Raw genomic sequence first — 13738 nt, forward strand, 5'->3', positions numbered from 1 at the left:
AATCATGAGCGACGCAAAGTTCGACATCGATCAGCTGGATTGGGCCAAATCCAATGGCCTGCTACCGGCCATCGTGCAGCACTATTTGACTGGCGAAGTGCTGATGCTTGGCTACATGAATGCCGAGGCGCTTGCACAGACGCAAGTCAGCGGTCACGTCACTTTTTACAGTCGAAGCAAGCAACGCCTGTGGACCAAAGGGGAAAGCTCTGGCCACGTATTGCAGGTGAAATCCATTCGCGTGGATTGCGACGCCGACACATTGCTGGTGCAGGCTGAGCCACAAGGTCCAACGTGCCATTTGGGCACAAGCAGCTGCTTCGGCGATACCGCGCGGCCGCCACTTGGTTTTCTCGCCGAGCTGGATGCCTTGGTAGCGAGCAGAAAAGCCGAGCTGCCCGAAGGCAGTTACACGACGCGATTGTTTAGTGGCGGTACGCGCCGCATCGCGCAAAAGGTTGGCGAAGAGGGCGTCGAGACAGCGCTGGCTGCGGTCACTCAGGGCGATGATGACCTATTGGGTGAAGCGGCCGATCTCGTTTTCCACTTGACGGTATTGCTGCGCGCGCGCGGTTTCGGCTTGGCCGATGTCACAGAGGTATTGATCAAACGTCACTCCTGACGTTTGATTCATCTCATCGGGCCGCGTCAGGTGCGCTGCTGGCGGACGGCGGTGGCGGTGTAAATGGCACAGCGGGGCCGGGCGTGATGTCCTTGCGCCACAAAGCGAGTTGCTGTGCGATACCGGTGCCGATATCGATCTGCGGTTCCGACGGTGTGAGTTTGTCTTCGTTCTCCCACCCGGCGATATCGTTCTTGGCCAATTGGAATGCATCGACGAAGTTGTCGGTCTTGTTTAAAGCATCGACCAGCCACGCCTTGCCGAAGTAAGTCATGTCGGAGTCGCTACCGCAGCCGAAAGAGCTGCGATCGGTGCGCGCTGCGGTAAGCACAAGCGTCCCCGGGCCACGCAACTCTGGAACAAAGCCTCCCGAATAACAGGCATTGACGATAACCACTTTCCACTTGAATGGGCGCTTCTTGAGAATGCCGGCAAGATCCGGCGCGCCGATTTGATCGAGTGGAATGGGGTCCATATCGACAAGGAGGTTATGGTCTTCGTCACCGTGCGAGGTCATGTAGAGAACCAGGACGTCTTCATCCGGGTTCATTGCCGTGGCCACGCCATCCAGCGTGCTTTCAAGGTTGCTCCAATCTGCTAGCGGATGTGATTGCAACGCGGTGGGATTGTTTTCCAGTACCAGCGCGTGCGCAGTCGGGCCGAAGCGTTTCGTGAACAACTGCGCAGCGTACTCTGCCTCGTTACGGAATACGTCTTCGCCACCGTCACCGGCAAAGGTCACCAGATAAAGATTGGTTTTGCCTGCGACGCGTGGGCTGAGCTGCGTGAGCGCCTGATGCACCATGTTCGGTTGCGCGTACACAACTTGCTCTGGCGACGGTCCTTGGCTTGGCCAGTTGTCGTCGGCGTCGTTGTCATCGGAATCGGTGCTGGAACTCGCGTGAGCCGGCGAAGACGAGCTGCTTGCCACACTCGCCGTCGCCACGCGGTGCGAAGCCGAGTGCCCGACCATCACCATCAGCAGAACGCCGGCGGCGAAAGCGAGCAGGGCAGTCAATACAGTGCGCATGCGTGAACTCGCGGCGTAAGTCAGGGTTGGATGGCGTCGAACGTGGTGTAGGCCGGGTGCTTGGGTTGAGCTGGAACGGTCAGCGGGGGGCGCACCAGCCAGCCGGTTTGCAGGCCCGCGGCCTTGGCGGCATCCAGCTCTTCAACAATGTCGGAAAGAAACAGCACATGTTCGGGACGCTCGCCAATGGCATCGACGATGCGCTGATACGACACCGTTTCGCGTTTCGGGCCGGTTTCCGTATCGAAATAGCCAGCAAAGACAGGACTCAGATCGCCGGACTCGCTGTAACGGAAAAACAGTTTTTGTGCGGGTACCGAGCCGGACGAGTAAACATAAAGATGCAAACCTTCGCCACGCCACGCGTGCAGGCGCGAGGCGACTTCCGGATAGAGGTGCGCGCGGTACTCGCCGGCTTCGTAGCCTTCTTTCCAGATCATTCCCTGGATGGCTTTCAGAGCGGTGGATTTGCGGTCTTCGTCGATCCAGCGCACCAGCAGCTCGATGACTTCCTGTCGGCTTGCTTCGATTAAACCAGCCTCTTTGGCGGCTTCGTGCAGCCAGTGCTGAACCTCGGCCTGGTCAGCATGGGTTTCGATAAACGCGGGCAAGCGTTTGCGCGCATACGGAAACAGCACGTCCTTGACGAAGCTGATCGAGCTGGTGGTTCCTTCGATATCGGTGACGATGGCGCGAATGGCGGTCATGGAGGCGGCCGGGGAATCAGGCCCACAAGCTTAACGCGCCTCCAGAGACGCGCAAGCGACGAACGTCATAAACGATTGAAAGATTGGGCTGAAACGGCAGCCCCGGTCAGGCGGCCGTGGCCAGGGGCGTCATGCGGGGAAAGTGTTGGGCGATATCGGAGCCGGTAAAGTTCGCCACCCAGCCTTCCTTGTTGGTGAACAGGCGGATGGCCACGAAGTAGGGGGCCTCGCTCATGTCGAACCAGTGGCGGGTGCCATCGGGCACGCCGATCAGGTCGCCTTGCTCGCACAGTACGTCGTAGATCTTCTCGCCGATGTGCAGGGTGAACTGACCCGCGCCTGCCACGAAGAAGCGGACTTCATCCTCGCTGTGCGTGTGCTCGCTCAGGAATTTCTGGCGCAGTGCAGCCCGGTCCGGGTGGTCCGGTGTCAGGCTGATTACATCCACAGCCTGATAACCCTCTTCGCTCATCAGCCGATCGATATCGTGACGATAGGCGGCGATAACCTGTTCCTGACTGGCACCTGGTGCAACCGGTTGATTGGCTTCCCATTGCTCGAATCGCACGCCGACTTTGCCCAGCTCATGAGCGATGTCTTTGTGTGCGAGGTGTATGGAGGGCGAGTTCTGCGGTTGTTCCGCATCGAAAATGCGCAGGCGACTCATGCGTTCAGTCTCCTCAAGTCGAGTTCGCAGCCAAGCAGGAATTCCAGCGCTTCGAGATGACGCCGGGCTTCGGCCATATCATGGCCCCAGGTATAGATGCCATGACCGTTGATCAAATACGCGTGCAGCGGTTTGCCCGATTCAATCCAGGCATCCACTTGCGCAACGAGTTCAGGCATGTGCTGTGTGTTCGGAAAGACGGGAATGTCCAAGGCACTTTCGTGCGTGGTGTGACCACGAATGGCCTTCTGCAATTCCCAGCCTTCCAGCTTCACCACGCCGTCTTTGGCAAACAGGCGCGATGCAACACTTTGCGTGCGCGAATGCGTGTGCAGCACCACGTTGATGTCGGGCCAATGGCGGTACACCTGCGTATGCAGTTCGGTTTCCGCGCTGGGACGCGACTCGGTGCCGACCGCTTTGCCATGCATGTCAACAAGCATGATGTCATCACGACCGAGCTTGCCTTTGTCGCGTCCGGAAATGGTGATGGCCGCGTGATCGGCATCCACGCGCATCGAGAAGTTGCTGCTGGTCGCGGGTGTCCAACCGTGTTGCGCAAGTTCACGCGCCGCCTCGGCAATGGCGTCGGCGCGCTCGTGAAAGAGCGTTGCGGGAATGGAGGCGGGCAAGATTTGGCTCATGGCAAATGGACGTCCAAACGAAGCATCACTATAGCATGGGGTCGGAAGGTGAAAATGCGAGCTATTCGCGAACAGGCCTCGGGGGCCTCAATGGCGTTACGATGCCGCGGAATTGCTGCGATTGAGCGGCATGCAAACAAACCGTGATGAGGATTGTTATGTCTGGCCATGAAGATATCGAGTCACGCCGTCGTTTCCTCAAGCTTGCCGCGGGCACTGCTGTCGCCGCGGCGCTGGTGAGCGGACTGCCGCGCAAGGCCCGTGCGGACGATCTACCGCACCTCTCCGAAGCGGATCCCACCGCCAAGGCGCTCGGTTACGTCGAAGATGCTGCGACGACGAAAGACCCCAAGCACACGGCGGGCAACACATGTACCAACTGCCAATTCTATTCAGGCGCAGCGACCGGCTACGGCCCTTGTCAGCTGTTCCCGGGCAAGGCAGTGAGTGCGAAGGGCTGGTGCATCTCACACACCGCCAAGAAAGCCTGAAGCGCTTTCTCGACATCGAATCGTTGTGCAGGCCGGCCATGCGCCGGCCTTTTTATTTGCACAAAAGAAAACGCCCGCTCAAAGTGCGGGCGTTCGATGAAATCGAAGGGTGTCGCTAAGAAGTGCTACCCGGACACGTCAGGCTGAGGAGCTGACTCGCCTGACGTGCCGGGTCGCGATCCGGGGCCCACTGCCAAGTGATCAACCCTCGGGCTGTCGATCATACTCCGGTTGACTTCGGAGGGGCGAACCGCGACTGGAAATTTGTAGCTGGTTGGCCATTTTTCTATATATTTCAGTTAGTTGAAACAGATTTAGAAATTTGTCACTTCGTGCCAGTAGAAAGCTGTTCGCAACACGTTATAGGTAATTAACGGAAATTCGCAGCTTTTTGCCGGAGATTGGCGATTATTTGTCCGACGACGAGCTATTGGCGAGACGCAGGTGACTATGGCGAAGCCCATAGGCGAAATAAATCGCGAGGCCGATGACAGTCCAGGCGATCATCAGGGCCCAGTTGAACCAGTCCATCGTCGCCAATAGCGCCAGGCAGCTGAGCACACCGGCTATGCACGTGAAGTGTGCCCACGGCACACGGAAGGTGCGCGGCAATTCCGGCGACGTGTAGCGAAGGATCAGCACGCCCGCGCAGACCGCGACGAACGCGATCAAAGTGCCCATCGACGTGAGATTGGCGAGCAGATCGAGCGGAAAGATGGCCGCGAGTATCGCGATGCCGACGCCCGTGATGATGGTGTTGAGATGCGGCGTTCGATGTTTGGGATGAATGCGGCTGAACACCGGCGGCAGCAACCCGTCGCGCGACATGATCATGAAGATGCGCGGCTGCGCGATGATCATCACCAGAATCACTGACGACAAACCTATCAGTGCGCCGACCTCGACCCATGGGCGCAGCCAGTTGAGTTCCGCATGCGCGCGAATCGCAGTGACGATCGGCTCGTCTGTACCCAGTTGCGTATACGAGATCAGGCCGGTAAGGACAGCCGCCATCGCCAGATACAAGACCGTGCAGATCACCAGTGAAACGAGTGTGCCGAAGGGTAGGTCGCGTTGTGGGTTCTTACATTCCTGCGCCGCCGTGGACGTTGCTTCGAATCCGATGTAGGCGAAGAACACCATGCCGGCGCCGCGCAGGATGCCATCCCATCCGTACTTGTGATTGCCTTGCGAGGCTGGAATGAACGGGTGCCAGTTCGCCGGATTCACATAGCGATAACCGGCGATGACGACCAGGATGATTAAACCGACTTTCAGAGCCACCATGGCGAGATTGATGCCTGCTGACTCGCGAATACCGACGTAGCACACCCAGGTCAGGATGAGCACGATCGCGACGGCTGGCAGGTTCATCAGATGGCCGGTCGCGACCAATCCGTTATTCGTATAGGCCAAGGGCGCATCAGAGAGCGATGGCGGCAGGTGAATGCCAATGTTGTCGAGCAGACTGGTGAAATAACCCGTCCAACTGGTCGCTACCGCCGACGCGGAGATGCCGTATTCCAGCACCATGTTCCAGCCGATGAACCATGCGACGACTTCGCCCAGCGTGGCATAGGCATACGAATACGAGCTGCCGGAAATCGGAATCAATGTCGCGAATTCTGAATAGCACAGCGCCGTGAAACCGCTGCAGATCGCAGCAAGAATGAAAGAGATCAGCACGGCGGGACCGGCATGCTCTGCGGCAGCCTGACCTGTCACGACGAAAATGCCGCTACCGATCACCGCGCCGATACCCAACGCGGTAATCCCCCAAGGACCGAGCGTGCGGCGAAGGCTCGGACCATGCGTCGTATCGGCGTCTTCCGAGAAGTCGGTCTTGCGGGCGAAAAGCTGCTTGAGCATGCGTAAACCTGCTTGGTGCGAAACGCTGAACTAGTGAACCATTCTTGGTAAATGCAAGAGGCCGGCTCGGAGCCGGCCTCTTGGGCTTGGTCAGGCGGACTTTTTGCGCAGCTTGCTGTGCGAATAGCCATAACCGAAATAGATGAGCTGGCCAAGCACGATCCACGTCACCATCCAGCGCCAGTGTTCCACGAAGGACTGCATGAACAAATACATGCAGGCCAGTGCACCGAGCGGGCAAACAATCACCGCAAACGGTACACGGAATGCGCGTTTCAGTTCCGGGCGCGTGCGCCGCAAAACCAATACGCCGATGCACACGGTCGCAAAAGCCAACAGCGTACCCATGGCTACCATTTCGCCAAGTACGCCGATGTTGAACATACCGCCTAGCAACGCTGCGGCGACGCCAACAACCACCGTACCGACGTGTGGCGTGCGGAATTTCGGATGAATGCGGCCGAACAAAGCGGGAATGAGGCCGTCACGCGCCATCGAGTAGAAGATGCGCGGCTGCCCCATCAACATGACGAGGATCACCGAGCTCAAACCTGTGACGGCACCGATCACCACAATCACCTGCAGCCAATGCAGTTGAGGATAACCGTCCAGCGCGGTCGACACAGGTTCCGGCGTACCGAGCAGACGGAAGTCAGTCAGACCCGTAATGATCGCGGAAACGATGATGTACAGGATCGTGCACAAAATCAGCGAACCCAGAATGCCGATCGGCATGTCGCGTTGCGGATTTTTCGCTTCGCCGGCTGCTGTGGAAACCGCATCAAAACCGATGTACGAGAAGAAGACGATGGCAGCCGCGCGAGTGACGCCAGCCAAACCGTATTTGGAGCCACCTTCGTTAGCGGGGATGAAGGGATGCCAGTGAGCGGGGTTGACGTACTTGGCGGCAAACGCGATGAACAGCAGAATCACCGTGACCTTGATCGCAACGATGATCGAGTTGACGAAGGCCGATTGAGTAATGCCGACATAGCACAGCCCCGCGATGGCAGCGATGATCGCCACGGCAGGCAGGTTGATCAGCATGCCCGTCGCCTGGATATGCCCATTCACCACGGTAAAAGGCGCTGCGGAGAGTGTCTCGGGCAACGACACATCATGACCAATCCAGCCACTAATCAACAAAAGCAGTTTGTTGAAATAGCCTGACCAGCCGGCGGCAACGGTGGCCACGGTGAAAAGGTATTCAAGTACGAGACTCCAGCCGACGAACCAGGCGACATATTCGCCAAGCGTGGCGTAGGAATAAGAGTAAGCGCTGCCCGAGACAGGCAGCATGGCGGCGAACTCCGCATAGCAAACTGCAGCCAGTGCGCAGGCGATACCGGCGAGCACGAAGCTCAGCACGACAGCCGGTCCTGCATGCTCTGCGGCCGCCTGGCCGGTGATCACGAAAATGCCGGCGCCGATGATCGCGCCAATACCCAACATGATGAGGTGGCGAGCGGTCAGCGCGCGCTTGAGGGTCACTTCACCAGGGGCGCCACCGCCGTCGGGGATGTCGCCCGACCCGGTCGACGATTCCGCAATGGATGTCGTCGCAAAAAGATTCTTCAGCATGTAGCTCCCCCTCTGGGAATATCAGCTTTTAGTTGTAGGAAGGCCTGTAGCACCGCTTGGGGGCACCCTGCACGCAAGCCCCAAACCATAGCCCAGCGGAGGCCGCGGGTACAAGCTGCATTGCGGCTAGATGCAGCCGATCCGCACTCAATCCCGACAACGTTTTCGCAGCGGCCACTTGGCACTTGCGTAGCGTGATTATTGGCGCGGGCTGGATGGAGAACCATGCGGTCGCGTACGATCGGAGATTGTTTTCTAGCGCGCGGCGGTCTTAATTGATGCCATGCCGTGATTCGTTTGGGCCTGAGTTTTTGAATGTCGAGAGATAGTGTGAATTTGCAGCAGGACTTGTCGGACTACGCGAATCGTTACCCTGGCGACTTTCATGCGAGTGCGTGTCTGTCGTTTCTGACGAAAGCGTCGCTTCCTTTTCATCGCGAGCACGCAGAAGGGCATTTCACGGGATCGGCGTGGCTTGTCGATGCGAGCGGCGCGCGTGTTCTGCTTACACATCACCGCAAGTTGAATAGGTGGCTGCAGCTGGGTGGCCACGCTGATGGCGATAGCGACCTCTCAGCCGTCGCCTTACGAGAAGCTGAGGAAGAATCGGGTATTTCCGGTCTCAGCGTCGAGCGCGACATTTTTGATGTCGACCGCCACTGGATTCCCGAGCGTTACAACGAGCCCGGACATTGGCATTACGATGTGCGTTATGTCGTGCGCGCTGGGGCGAACGATACATTCGCGGTCAGCGATGAGTCCCTGGAACTCGCCTGGGTTTCGATTGAGGCTATCGCGACAGCGAACGACACCGATGAGTCGCTGCGCCGCATGGCAAAAAAATGGCTCGAACGCGAAGCGAATAGCTTCTAACCGTAACGCGCTGGTGCCGGGTTGAGATGGCCACACACCTTGCATGTGCGTGCGTCGTGAGAGGCATAGAAGCGATCGAACACCGGCGGGAAGTCGGTTTCAATGTTGTCTAACGTGAAATATTCTTCGTAAAGCTTGTTGTTGCAGCGCTCGCAGAACCACATCAGGCCATCTTTCTCGGAGCCGAGGCGACGGCGCTCGATCACCATGCCGATGGAATCAGGCATCCGCTGAGGCGAATGCGGAACGCGCGGAGGAAGATAAAAAATCTCGCCGGCGCGGATCGGAATATCCCGCGCCTGCCCATCGTCCTGCACCTTCAACACCATCTCGCCTTCGATCTGGTAGAAGAACTCCGGACCTTCGTCATGGTGATAGTCAGTGCGCGCGTTCGGGCCACCCACGATCATGATGATGAAATCGCCATCGACGATGCACTTGTTGCCTACCGGCGGCTTGAGCAAATGGCGGTGTTCATCAATCCAGCGTTGAAGATCGAAGGGCGGCACGAGCGCCATGGTAGGAGTCCGACAGGAAAAGACGGCTTACCTTAGCGCCGCCGCTGTACTAAATGAAGCCTCCGGCCCGAGTGGCACGCCAATCAGGAGGCCGGCATGACGGCCTGCACGGGGATGAATTGCAGAAACTGGCCGCCAACGAAGCTTTGCAGATAATTGATGGCAGAGCGTCGATATTTTTCTGCGGTGAATTCCGCGACTAAATCGGTGCGGCCGACAATGCCGCCGAAGAGGCGCTCGAAACTGAGATTGCGGTCATGTTCGGACAGTTCATTCGAAACCAGCAGTGGCTGACCCTGCGAATCTTTGCTTTGCGCCAGCCTCCACATGGCAATCTCAACATTGCGCGCGGCGTTGTAGACGCGTTGGGCGTCAAGGCCATCAAGGAGGTACAGATTCTGCTTGCCGCCATGCGCGGTGACCAGCATGTCGGCCGTCCCATAGATCAGCGCGGCGACGCGGTCGCCCTGGAAGTCTGGATCAAGGGCGCGCGACATTGCTTTGATATCGCGTAGTTCGCCGAGACCGGGCAGCGGTTTGCGGTGATCGATGGCATCACGCACTTGCGCCTCGGCGGCTTCACGGCTTACCGCACCTGATTTTGCCCATTGGTGCGGATTGCGCTTGTAGAGTTTGTCCATCAAAAGATAGAGCGCGGCGAGGTTGTCGCGTAGTTCAAGCGTGGCCATGCGATTGGGGTCTGACTGTGCGAATTGTCCGCCAGTGAGATGCGCTTCGGGCACCACATGACCGTTGACGGGCGGTGTCGATTTGCAACCCGCAATGACCACCACCAATGGCAGCCCTATCCACGCAAAAATTTTCATGCCGAACGTTTCCATCCATGGATGCAAAACGCGCCGCTCGTGGCGGCGCATACATGGCTAGTATCCCAGCGGAGCGTCTCAGCAATGCCTTCAATGGCTGAAGGCAAACGCCATCAATGTGCTCAGACTTCGAGTGTGGCGAGGTCGCCTTTTTCTTCCAGCCAGCTCTTGCGGTCGCCTGCACGTTTTTTCGCCAGCAACATATCCATGAGCTTGGTCGTGCCTTCAGCATCATCGACAGTAAGCTGCACCAGGCGACGTGTGTCCGGATAAATCGCCGATTCGCGCAACTGCGAGGGGTTCATCTCGCCCAGGCCCTTGAAGCGCGTGACGGTGACCTGGCCTTTGATCTTTTCGCGCTCGATGCGTTGGAGCATCGCGGCTTTTTCGTTTTCGTCCAGGCAATAGAACACTTGCTTGCCCACGTCGACGCGGAACAATGGCGGCATCGCAACGAAGACGTGGCCGTCGCGCACCAGTGTGGGGAAGTGACGCAGGAATAGTGCGCTGAGCAATGTGGCGATGTGCAAGCCGTCGGAATCCGCATCGGCGAGGATGATGACTTTGCCGTAGCGCAAACCGCTCAAATCATCCTTGCCAGGATCGCAGCCGATGGCGATAGCCAGATTGTGGACTTCCTCCGACGCGAGTACGGACGTAGATTCCACTTCCCACGCGTTGAGGATCTTGCCGCGCAGCGGAAGAATGGCCTGAAACTCTTTGTCGCGTGCCTGCTTCGCGCTGCCGCCTGCGGAGTCGCCTTCGACGAGGAACAGTTCGGTGCGCGTGAGGTCGGTTGCGGTGCAATCGGCTAGCTTGCCGGGCAGGGCAGGGCCTTGCGTGATCTTTTTACGCACCACTTGCTTGGCAGCTTTCAGTCGTGCACTGGCGCGTTCAATCGCCAGCTGTGCAATGCGTTCGCCAAGATCGACGTGCTGGTTGAGCCAAAGGCTGAAGCCATCGTGTGCAACGCTTTCGACTAGAGCGGCTGCGTCACGTGAAGAGAGACGTTCCTTGGTCTGGCCGGCGAATTGCGGATCCTGCAGCTTGACGGACAGCACGAACGCCAGGCGTTCCCACACATCTTCAGGTGCCAGCTTCACGCCGCGCGGCAGAAGATTGCGGATATCGCAGAACTCGCGTACGGCGTTGGTAAGTCCGGTGCGCAGTCCGTTGACGTGCGTACCACCTTGTACGGTAGGAATGAGGTTGACGTAACTTTCCTGGACAAGCTCGCCTTCAGGCAGCCATGTCAGTGCGACGTCCAAACCTTCTTTCTCGCGCGCGATGTGATGCACGAACAGCTCGGCAGGAAGGCATTCGGCACCGTCGAGTTCGCCGCGCAGGTAATCGCGCAGGCCGTCTTCGTAGTACCACTCGCTCACTTCACTGGTCGCTTCATCGGTGAGCTTGACGCTAAGCCCGGCACACAACACCGCTTTCGCGCGTAAGAGATGCTTGAGTTTGGGCAGCGAAATCTTCGGCGAATCGAAATATTTAGGATCGGCCCAAAAGCGAACCGTCGTACCGGTTTTCTTTTTCGGCACGGTGCCGATGATCTTCAGATCGCTGGAGCGATCGCCATTGGCGAAGCCCATGGTGTATTCGTTGCCGTCACGGCGAATGGTCACAAGCACCTTGGTCGACAGCGCATTCACCACCGATACGCCCACGCCGTGCAAACCGCCGGAGAAGTTGTAGTTCTTGCCGGAGAATTTGCCGCCTGCGTGCAGGCGCGTGAGGATCAATTCGACACCGGGGATACCTTCGTCCGGGTGAATGTCTACCGGCATGCCGCGGCCGTCGTCGCTTACTTCCACCGAGCCGTCGGTATGCAGGATCACTTCAATCGACTTGGCGTGGCCGGCGAGCGCCTCGTCTACCGAGTTGTCGATGACTTCCTGCGCCAGATGGTTCGGGCGCGAGGTGTCGGTGTACATGCCCGGGCGGCGTTTGACCGGGTCAAGGCCGGAAAGGACTTCGATATCGGCGGCGTTATAGCGACTGCTCATTCGGAGGCGATGACTTCAAGGTAGGTTAAGCGCGGAAGAATGGGTTGCGTCGTCGAGCGGGTCAAGCGTCGCATGGTTTTCAAAGCGGTGCGCAATGTTTTTCCAGCCACGCCAGATCGGCGTCTTCCAGCAGAGGGCTCAGCGCTGCGCGTACATGGGCGTGGTAGTCGTCCAGCCATGCTCTTTCTTCCGGATTCAAAAGGCCCGGCTCCAAAGCGCGGCGGTCGAACGGGCAGAGCGTGAGCGTTTCGAAGGCGTAGAACTCGCCGAATTCGGTCTGATCGGCTTCCACCACCACTGCGAGGTTCTCGTGGCGAATGCCGTGGCGTGCAGGCTTGTACAAGCCGGGCTCGATCGACGTGATCATGCCGGGCTCGAGTGGTACGAGTGCGCCGCCGTTGACGGGCGGGCGAATGCTTTGCGGGCCTTCGTGCACATTGAGGAAGTAACCCACGCCGTGACCGGTGCCATGACCGTAGTCCATGCCGGACGCCCACAGCGGCGCGCGCGCGAGTGCATCCAGTTGCGGGCCGCTTGCGCCTTTCGGGAAACGTGCGCGGGATAGCGCGATCATGCCCTTCATCACCAGCGTCGCGTCGCGCCGTTGTTCGGCTGTGGTGGGTCCCAGCGCTAGCACGCGCGTGATATCCGTGGTGCCGCCCAGGTATTGGCCGCCGGAGTCGATCAACAGCAGACCATGACGCTGCAGCGTATTGTGCGATTCCTGCGTCGCGCGATAGTGAGGCAGCGCGCCGTTTTCCATGTAACCGGCAATGGTCGAAAAACTTTCGCCGACATAGTTGGGTTGCGCGGAGCGTTCTTCGCGCAGCAGGCTGTCGACATCCAGCTCTGTCTGCGTCATGCCCGCGGTGAGGCGTTCTTCCAGTCGGCGGAAGGCACGCGCAAGCGCGGCGCCGTCGCGGCGCATGACTTCGCGGATATGTGCGAGTTCGTCCTTACTCTTGTTGGCCTTAAATGCTGTCGAAGGATTGGCGCCTTCGAGGAATTTTGCCTTGGCGCCGACCTTTGCCAGGATAACGCTGACCACGCGACCCGGATCAAACAATAATGTGTGGCTAGCGTTGAGTTCGTTCAACACGTCGCCAACTGTCGCGTAATTTGCAATCTGGACGCCGTCATTGGCGAGCGCAGCCACCAACTTGTCGTTGAGCTTGGTGCGATCCACAAACAGTGTCGCCGAACCTTCGGTTTCAATCAGAAGATGCGCAAGGAATACCGGATTGCACTCGACATCGCTGCCGCGAAGATTGGTCAGCCAGGCAATGTCATCAAGACTGGATACGAGATGATGCGTTGCGTGCTGTTTGCGCAATGCCGTGCGCAGCTTGTCGAATTTATCGGCGCGGGGTGTGCCGGCGAACATCGCCGGATGCTCGACAACGGGAGCATTGGGCAGAGCAGGGCGATCGTTCCAGATCACGCCGGGCAGATCGAGGTCTACGCGCAGCTTGATGCCGACCCCACCCAGCTGACGTTCGATTTGTCGTTGCGCCGCCACCGACACGCTGTCGCCGGCGACAGCGATCACATCACCCTGATGCAGATGCTGCTGCAGCCACGTCAGGTGCTCGGGCGCATGCGATACGCGCTGCTTCATCAAGGCGACGCCGGTGCCCGCGAGCTGCTGTTCGGCTTGCGAGAAGTAACGCGAGTCTGTCCACACGCCGGCCTCGGTCGCCGTAACCACCAAGGTACCCGCGGAACCGTCGAATCCCGAGAGCCATTGGCGTGCTTGCCAATGAGCAGGCAGGTATTCCGACAGATGCGGATCGGCAGTCGGAACGATGCACGCAGCGACGCCATGTTTGGCCATGGCATCGCGCAGGGCGGCGATTCGGGCGGGGATGGGTGTGCTCATTGGCGCATGGTAGCAGGG

13 protein-coding genes are annotated in these 13738 nt (G+C 58.8%); 3 read left to right on the forward strand and 10 right to left on the reverse strand.

The genetic code is table 11. The features are described 5' to 3' along the window. The first annotated feature begins 4 nt into the window (after positions 1–4). Positions 5–622 (forward strand): bifunctional phosphoribosyl-AMP cyclohydrolase/phosphoribosyl-ATP diphosphatase HisIE, encoded by a 618-nt coding sequence (hisIE, locus tag EKH79_RS02425; RefSeq protein ID WP_126672191.1) that lies wholly within the window; start codon positions 5–7, stop codon positions 620–622. A 13-nt stretch (positions 623–635) separates the two neighbouring features. Here the strand turns inward: hisIE and EKH79_RS02430 are convergent, their stop codons facing one another. From EKH79_RS02430 to EKH79_RS02445, 4 genes are all read right to left on the reverse strand, one after another. After that, a complete protein-coding gene (locus EKH79_RS02430; protein ID WP_126672192.1) occupies positions 636–1652 on the reverse strand; it encodes a C13 family peptidase in 1017 nt (338 codons plus the stop codon). A 20-nt stretch (positions 1653–1672) separates the two neighbouring features. Beyond that, a complete protein-coding gene (gene mtnC, locus EKH79_RS02435) occupies positions 1673–2359 on the reverse strand; it encodes an acireductone synthase (RefSeq protein ID WP_126672193.1) in 687 nt (228 codons plus the stop codon). A 106-nt stretch (positions 2360–2465) separates the two neighbouring features. Continuing rightward, positions 2466–3026: a 1,2-dihydroxy-3-keto-5-methylthiopentene dioxygenase gene (locus EKH79_RS02440; protein ID WP_126672194.1), complete on the reverse strand. Its 561-nt coding sequence runs from the start codon at positions 3024–3026 to the stop codon at positions 2466–2468. Continuing rightward, a complete protein-coding gene (locus EKH79_RS02445; RefSeq protein ID WP_126672195.1) occupies positions 3023–3670 on the reverse strand; it encodes a methylthioribulose 1-phosphate dehydratase in 648 nt (215 codons plus the stop codon). Before EKH79_RS02445 ends, EKH79_RS02440 begins: the two co-directional genes overlap by 4 nt. Positions 3671–3828: 158 nt before the next feature. On the opposite strand from EKH79_RS02445, the gene EKH79_RS02450 reads away from it, so the two are divergent. Beyond that, positions 3829–4161, forward strand: a complete 333-nt coding sequence (locus EKH79_RS02450; RefSeq protein WP_126672196.1) for a high-potential iron-sulfur protein — start codon at positions 3829–3831, stop codon at positions 4159–4161. 408 nt (positions 4162–4569) lie between these two features. Here EKH79_RS02450 and EKH79_RS02455 read toward each other — a convergent pair whose 3' ends face one another. Both EKH79_RS02455 and EKH79_RS02460 read right to left on the reverse strand, forming a co-directional pair. After that, on the reverse strand, positions 4570–6030 hold the full coding sequence (locus EKH79_RS02455) for an amino acid permease (RefSeq protein ID WP_126672197.1): 1461 nt from the start codon (positions 6028–6030) through the stop codon (positions 4570–4572). 90 nt (positions 6031–6120) lie between these two features. Further along, positions 6121–7611 carry an amino acid permease gene (locus EKH79_RS02460; protein ID WP_126672198.1) on the reverse strand — a complete coding sequence of 497 codons (1491 nt, stop codon included), beginning with the start codon at positions 7609–7611 and terminating at the stop codon, positions 6121–6123. Between the two features lie 315 nt (positions 7612–7926). Between EKH79_RS02460 and EKH79_RS02465 the strand changes: the two genes are divergently transcribed. Next, on the forward strand, positions 7927–8484 hold the full coding sequence (locus EKH79_RS02465; protein ID WP_126672199.1) for an NUDIX hydrolase: 558 nt from the start codon (positions 7927–7929) through the stop codon (positions 8482–8484). On the opposite strand, the gene EKH79_RS02470 is transcribed toward EKH79_RS02465, so the two are convergent. From EKH79_RS02470 to EKH79_RS02485, 4 genes are all read right to left on the reverse strand, one after another. Beyond that, a complete protein-coding gene (locus EKH79_RS02470) occupies positions 8481–9002 on the reverse strand; it encodes a 3-hydroxyanthranilate 3,4-dioxygenase (protein ID WP_126672200.1) in 522 nt (173 codons plus the stop codon). The two genes, EKH79_RS02465 and EKH79_RS02470, sit on opposite strands and share 4 nt — an antisense overlap. 83 nt (positions 9003–9085) lie before the next feature. Next, the gene (locus tag EKH79_RS02475) at positions 9086–9829 is read right to left on the reverse strand and encodes a hypothetical protein (RefSeq protein ID WP_199754095.1); all 744 of its coding nucleotides are present in this window, start codon (positions 9827–9829) and stop codon (positions 9086–9088) included. Positions 9830–9951: 122 nt separating this feature from the next. Further along, complete coding sequence (gene parE, locus EKH79_RS02480) at positions 9952–11841, reverse strand: DNA topoisomerase IV subunit B (RefSeq protein ID WP_126672201.1); 1890 nt, start codon at positions 11839–11841, stop codon at positions 9952–9954. Between the two features lie 79 nt (positions 11842–11920). Continuing rightward, a complete protein-coding gene (locus EKH79_RS02485) occupies positions 11921–13720 on the reverse strand; it encodes an aminopeptidase P family protein (RefSeq protein ID WP_126672202.1) in 1800 nt (599 codons plus the stop codon). Positions 13721–13738 lie beyond the last annotated feature (18 nt).

The organism is Dyella dinghuensis (genome assembly GCF_003977615.1).
Taxonomy (GTDB): domain Bacteria; phylum Pseudomonadota; class Gammaproteobacteria; order Xanthomonadales; family Rhodanobacteraceae; genus Dyella_B; species Dyella_B dinghuensis.

Bases quoted from the DNA above. Each gene is read 5' to 3' on its own strand.
- EKH79_RS02450 (WP_126672196.1), top strand. From the start codon at position 3,829: ATGTCTGGCCATGAAGATATCGAGTCACGCCGTCGTTTCCTCAAGCTT.
- EKH79_RS02440 (WP_126672194.1), bottom strand. From the start codon at position 3,026: ATGAGTCGCCTGCGCATTTTCGATGCGGAACAACCGCAGAACTCGCCC.
- EKH79_RS02430 (WP_126672192.1), bottom strand. From the start codon at position 1,652: ATGCGCACTGTATTGACTGCCCTGCTCGCTTTCGCCGCCGGCGTTCTG.
- hisIE (WP_126672191.1), top strand. From the start codon at position 5: ATGAGCGACGCAAAGTTCGACATCGATCAGCTGGATTGGGCCAAATCC.
- mtnC (WP_126672193.1), bottom strand. From the start codon at position 2,359: ATGACCGCCATTCGCGCCATCGTCACCGATATCGAAGGAACCACCAGC.
- EKH79_RS02485 (WP_126672202.1), bottom strand. From the start codon at position 13,720: ATGAGCACACCCATCCCCGCCCGAATCGCCGCCCTGCGCGATGCCATG.
- parE (WP_126672201.1), bottom strand. From the start codon at position 11,841: ATGAGCAGTCGCTATAACGCCGCCGATATCGAAGTCCTTTCCGGCCTT.
- EKH79_RS02475 (WP_199754095.1), bottom strand. From the start codon at position 9,829: ATGAAAATTTTTGCGTGGATAGGGCTGCCATTGGTGGTGGTCATTGCG.
- EKH79_RS02470 (WP_126672200.1), bottom strand. From the start codon at position 9,002: ATGGCGCTCGTGCCGCCCTTCGATCTTCAACGCTGGATTGATGAACAC.
- EKH79_RS02465 (WP_126672199.1), top strand. From the start codon at position 7,927: ATGTCGAGAGATAGTGTGAATTTGCAGCAGGACTTGTCGGACTACGCG.
- EKH79_RS02445 (WP_126672195.1), bottom strand. From the start codon at position 3,670: ATGAGCCAAATCTTGCCCGCCTCCATTCCCGCAACGCTCTTTCACGAG.
- EKH79_RS02455 (WP_126672197.1), bottom strand. From the start codon at position 6,030: ATGCTCAAGCAGCTTTTCGCCCGCAAGACCGACTTCTCGGAAGACGCC.
- EKH79_RS02460 (WP_126672198.1), bottom strand. From the start codon at position 7,611: ATGCTGAAGAATCTTTTTGCGACGACATCCATTGCGGAATCGTCGACC.